4 protein-coding genes are annotated in these 4,041 nt (G+C 69.8%); all 4 read left to right on the top strand.

Features of this window, described 5'->3' with window-relative positions; genetic code table 11:
* Positions 1-71: 71 nt before the first annotated feature.
* Genes ACE026_RS12845 through ACE026_RS12830 form a run of 4 tightly spaced genes read left to right on the top strand, consistent with a single transcriptional unit; the run spans position 72 to position 4,002 of the window.
* Complete coding sequence (locus tag ACE026_RS12845; protein ID WP_486039294.1) at positions 72-2,147, top strand: FimV/HubP family polar landmark protein; 2,076 nt, start codon at positions 72-74, stop codon at positions 2,145-2,147.
* On the top strand, positions 2,144-2,527 hold the full coding sequence (locus ACE026_RS12840; protein ID WP_486039293.1) for a VOC family protein: 384 nt from the start codon (positions 2,144-2,146) through the stop codon (positions 2,525-2,527). Before ACE026_RS12845 ends, ACE026_RS12840 begins: the two co-directional genes overlap by 4 nt.
* Positions 2,528-2,575: 48 nt before the next feature.
* Positions 2,576-3,349 (top strand): tRNA pseudouridine(38-40) synthase TruA, encoded by a 774-nt coding sequence (gene truA, locus ACE026_RS12835; protein ID WP_121038456.1) that lies wholly within the window; start codon positions 2,576-2,578, stop codon positions 3,347-3,349.
* Entirely contained in the window at positions 3,346-4,002 is a 657-nt protein-coding gene (locus ACE026_RS12830; RefSeq protein ID WP_088433287.1) for a phosphoribosylanthranilate isomerase, read from the top strand. Before truA ends, ACE026_RS12830 begins: the two co-directional genes overlap by 4 nt.
* Positions 4,003-4,041 lie beyond the last annotated feature (39 nt).

Genomic DNA, 4,041 nt, shown 5'->3' with positions numbered 1-4,041 from the left:
GCATGGGGCCCCCCCCCACCACCCGCATTGAAACATCGCCGATCACGGGGGGAGCCGTTATATTGGCCGCCATGAAGAACCGGGCTCCGGGCGCAGTGCGTCCGCTCAAGTATGTGTCGACGCTGCTGCTGGCCCTGGCCAGCAGTTCCGCCATGGCCCTGGGCCTGGGCGATATCCGGGTGCTGTCCAAACCGGGCCAACCCTTGCTGGCCGAAATTCCGGTCATTTCCGCCGATCCGTCCGAGCTGGAAAACCTCCGCGTTGCGCTGGCCTCGCCGGCGACCTTCGCCCGGGTCGGGCTGGAACCGCCGTCCGGGTTGGTCAGCGAGCTGCAGTTTGAGTTGACCCGCAATGCGCAGGGCCGCGCTGTGGTGCGCGTCAGCAGTCATGCACCCGTGGCGACGCCCTCGTTGAATTTCCTGATCGAAGCCGATTGGGGGCAGGGCCGTCTGGTCCGCGAATACTCCGCCCTGGTGGATGCGCCCAACAGCGCCGCCGCCGTGGCCGAGCCGGAGATTGTGGCCCCGGCAGGCGCGATGTCCAATGCCATCATCCGCGAGCCCGAACCGCAGGCGGCCCCCCCCCCCCCCACGCCGCCGCGCCGTACGGAACCGGCGACCACGCCGCGCCCGGCCGCGCCGCGCGCTGCACAGGCCACTCCTGCCGCGCCCGTCGCCGCCGATGGCAGCGTCACCGTCCAGCGTGGCCAGACCCTCTCGCAGATCGCCGGTTCGCTGGCGCGCGAGCAGGGCATCAACCGCGACCAGGCGATGATCGCGCTGCTGCGGACCAATCCAGAGGCCTTCATCCGTGGCAACGTGAACCTGCTCAAGCAGGGCGCGGTGCTGCGTACCCCGGGCGTCGATGGGCTTGCCCAGATCGATGCACAACAAGCTGCGGCGATCGTGCGCGAGCACACCGCGCAATGGCGGCAGTCGCGCGCTGCGATCCCGCAGCCCGCCGACAGCGGGGTGGCCGCCGCGCCGTCTCCAGCCCCGGCCGCACCGACCGCCGCTGGCCAGGGCGCACGCCTGGAAATCGCGCCGGCCGTCGCCGCCGCCGGCACCACCGCAGGCACAACCACCGGCACCGCTGCCGGCACCGAGGGCGACATGCTGGCTAACGAACAACTGCGACAGGCCAAGGAAGACGTCGCCACACGCGATGCCGAGATCCAGGAACTGCGCGAACGCGTGGCCGAGCTGGAGAAGCTCAAGGCCCAGCAGCAGTCGCTGATCACGTTGAAGGACAACGAACTGGCCGCTGCGCAACAGGGCCTGGAGCAGGCCCCCGGCCCGCGTGACAGCGCCGGCGGTGGCTGGTACTGGCTGGGCCTGGTTGTGCTGCTGCTGGTGGTGGGTGGTTGGGCGCTGGTACGTCGCCGCAAGCCGTCGCCGCTGCCGCCGCTGTCGCGCGATGGGCTCGATGGCACGGCATTGGCTGCCGCTGTCCCTGCGGCCGACTCTGTGGACGAACTGGCAGCGCAGCAGGAGGACGTGCAGCGCGTGCCGGACGAAGAGGCCGTTGTAGAGGCCGACGTCTACGCCGGGCTGCGCCGCGAGCCGGTGTTCTCGCTGGCGCCCTCCATGCACGATGCGCAGCCGCACGATCGCCTGGACGCGACGCAGTGGAGTGCCGACGTGACGGACGAGGCGCCGGTGTTGCCCGAGGTCGAGGCCACCGCTGCGTCGGCCTACGGCATCGACGCCGACGCGCAGCATGTGACGGTGGACGATGCGCTGTTGCGTGAACCGGTGCCGCTGATCGAGCCGCCGGCCCACGCGCTGGAAGCCGCCGCACAGCCTTCGTTCCGTGGCGTCTTCGAATTCCCGGACGAATCGGTGACCGGCGAAGAACACCGTCTGGATGCTAGCGATGATCACGCTGGCCTCGACGCTGCGCCGGTCATCGCCAGTGTGGACGACACGGCCCGCGCGGATGACACTGCCGATGCCGCTGCTCCGCCGGCCGACGAGGCCCCCATCGCCCCGGTCGGCAGCCCTGGCCGCGACCGCCTGGAACTGGCCATCGCCTACCTGGACCTCGGCGATGCCGAGACCGCGCGGACCCTGCTGCACGAAGTGGCCGTCGGCGCCGCCCCGCACAGCCAGGCCGAGGCGCGCGAACTACTGGCGCGACTGGGATGAGCGACGCCCGCCCGCTGGCCGCCCGTGAACGCCGCCTGGACTATGTCGAGTTCGCTTCGCGCGATCCCGCAGCCAGTCGCCACTTCTTCGAGCAGGTGTTCGGCTGGTCGTTCGTGGATTACGGCCCGGACTACACCGCCTTCGACGATGGCCGCTTCCAGGGCGGCTTCTTCCGCGCTGAGCCGCAGACGGCGGCGGGTGGGGGCGCACCATTGCTGGTGATCTACGCCGATGATCTGCAGCCCATGCTCGAAGCCGTGCTGGCCCAGGGCGGGCAGATCATCAAGCCGGTGTTCGCCTTCCCCGGCGGCAGCCGGTTCCAGTTCCTGGAGCCCGGCGGCAACGAGCTGGCCGTGTGGTCCGAGCGCGACGCCGTCTGATGCACTACCCGGCGCCTGCGCCGGCCCCCCAAAACATAGAGGTTCACCATGCGCTACGCACTGGGCGTGGAATACGACGGCAGCGAATTCAAGGGCTGGCAGCAGTTGGGCGAGAGCGGCTGCCCGAGCGTGCAGGCCAGCCTGCAGGACGCGCTGTCCTCGGTGGCCAATGCGCCGATCCAGGTGGTGTGTGCCGGGCGTACCGATGCCGGGGTGCACGGTGAATGCCAGGTCGTGCATTTCGATACCGATGTCGTGCGCGATCCGCGCAGCTGGATGCTGGGCACCACCACCCGTTTGCCGCGCTCCATCGCTGTGCGCTGGTGCGTACCGGTGGCCGACGAGTTCCACGCACGTTTCGCCGCGCGCGCGCGCCGCTACCGCTATCGCCTGCTCAACCGCCAGGTCCGCCCGGCGCTGTACCGGCAGACCCTGAGCTGGGAGCGCAGGCCGCTGGATGCCGAGCTGATGCACGCGGCCGGGCAGGCCCTGTTGGGCGAGAACGACTTCAGCGCCTTCCGCAGCGTGCAGTGCGAGGCCCTGCACGCGCGCCGGCACATGCAATCGCTCTCGGTGACCCGTCAGGGCGAGGTGGTGGAGGTCGCCGTTCAGGCCAATGCATTCCTTCATCACATGGTGCGCAATATCGTCGGTTCATTGATCCTGGTCGGTTGTGGTGAGCAGCCGGTCGCGTGGATGGGGCAACTGCTGGCCGGGCGCGACCGCACCGTGGCTGGCCCGACCGCTCCGCCGCAGGGATTGGTCTTCGTTGGTCCCCTGTACCCCGACAACTGGCAGCTGCCTGCCGAGGTCACCTTATGAGCCGCTCCTTCTACCGCACCCGTATCAAGTTCTGCGGCATGACCCGTGCCGGCGATGTGCGCCTGGCCGGCGAGCTCGGCGTGGACGCCGTTGGCTTCATCTTCGCCCGCGAGAGCAAACGCCGGGTCGCGCCGGCCGAGGCGCGCGCCATGCGCCAGGCAATCGCCCCGATGGTCGACGTGGTGGCCCTGTTCCGCGACAACACCAAGGAAGAGGTGCGCGAAGTGCTGCGCACCGTGCGGCCGACCCTGCTGCAGTTCCACGGAGACGAAGACGAATCGTTCTGCCGCAGCTTCAACATGCCGTACCTGAAGGCCGTGGCGATGGGGGGCAAGGACGAGGTCAACGCCCGCCAGCTGCAGCTGCGTTATCCCAGCGCGGCCGGCTTCCTGTTCGACAGCCACGCCCCCGGTGGCGGCGGTGGCACCGGCGTCGCCTTCGACTGGACCCGCCTGCCGACTGGCCTGCACCGGCCGTTCCTGCTGGCCGGCGGGATCACCCCGGACAACGTGTTCGACGCGATCGTGGCCACGCTGCCGTGGGGTGTGGATGTGTCCAGTGGCATCGAATCCGAACCGGGCATCAAGGACGGCTACAAGATGCGCAAGTTCGTCGAAGAAGTGCGTCGCGCCGATTGCCACGAGGCCGATTGATCGACGGCGGCCCCCCCCCCAGGGGGGGCCGGCCCCGCC

The organism is Stenotrophomonas sp. AGC87 (assembly GCF_057333975.1).
The sequence above is the reverse complement of the archived record's forward strand: the minus strand, read 5'-3'. Positions and strand labels throughout refer to the sequence as shown.

Coding starts and splice junctions, on each gene's coding strand:
- ACE026_RS12840 (WP_486039293.1), top strand. CDS start 2,144: ATGAGCGACGCCCGCCCGCTGGCCGCCCGTGAACGCCGCCTGGACTAT.
- truA (WP_121038456.1), top strand. CDS start 2,576: ATGCGCTACGCACTGGGCGTGGAATACGACGGCAGCGAATTCAAGGGC.
- ACE026_RS12845 (WP_486039294.1), top strand. CDS start 72: ATGAAGAACCGGGCTCCGGGCGCAGTGCGTCCGCTCAAGTATGTGTCG.
- ACE026_RS12830 (WP_088433287.1), top strand. CDS start 3,346: ATGAGCCGCTCCTTCTACCGCACCCGTATCAAGTTCTGCGGCATGACC.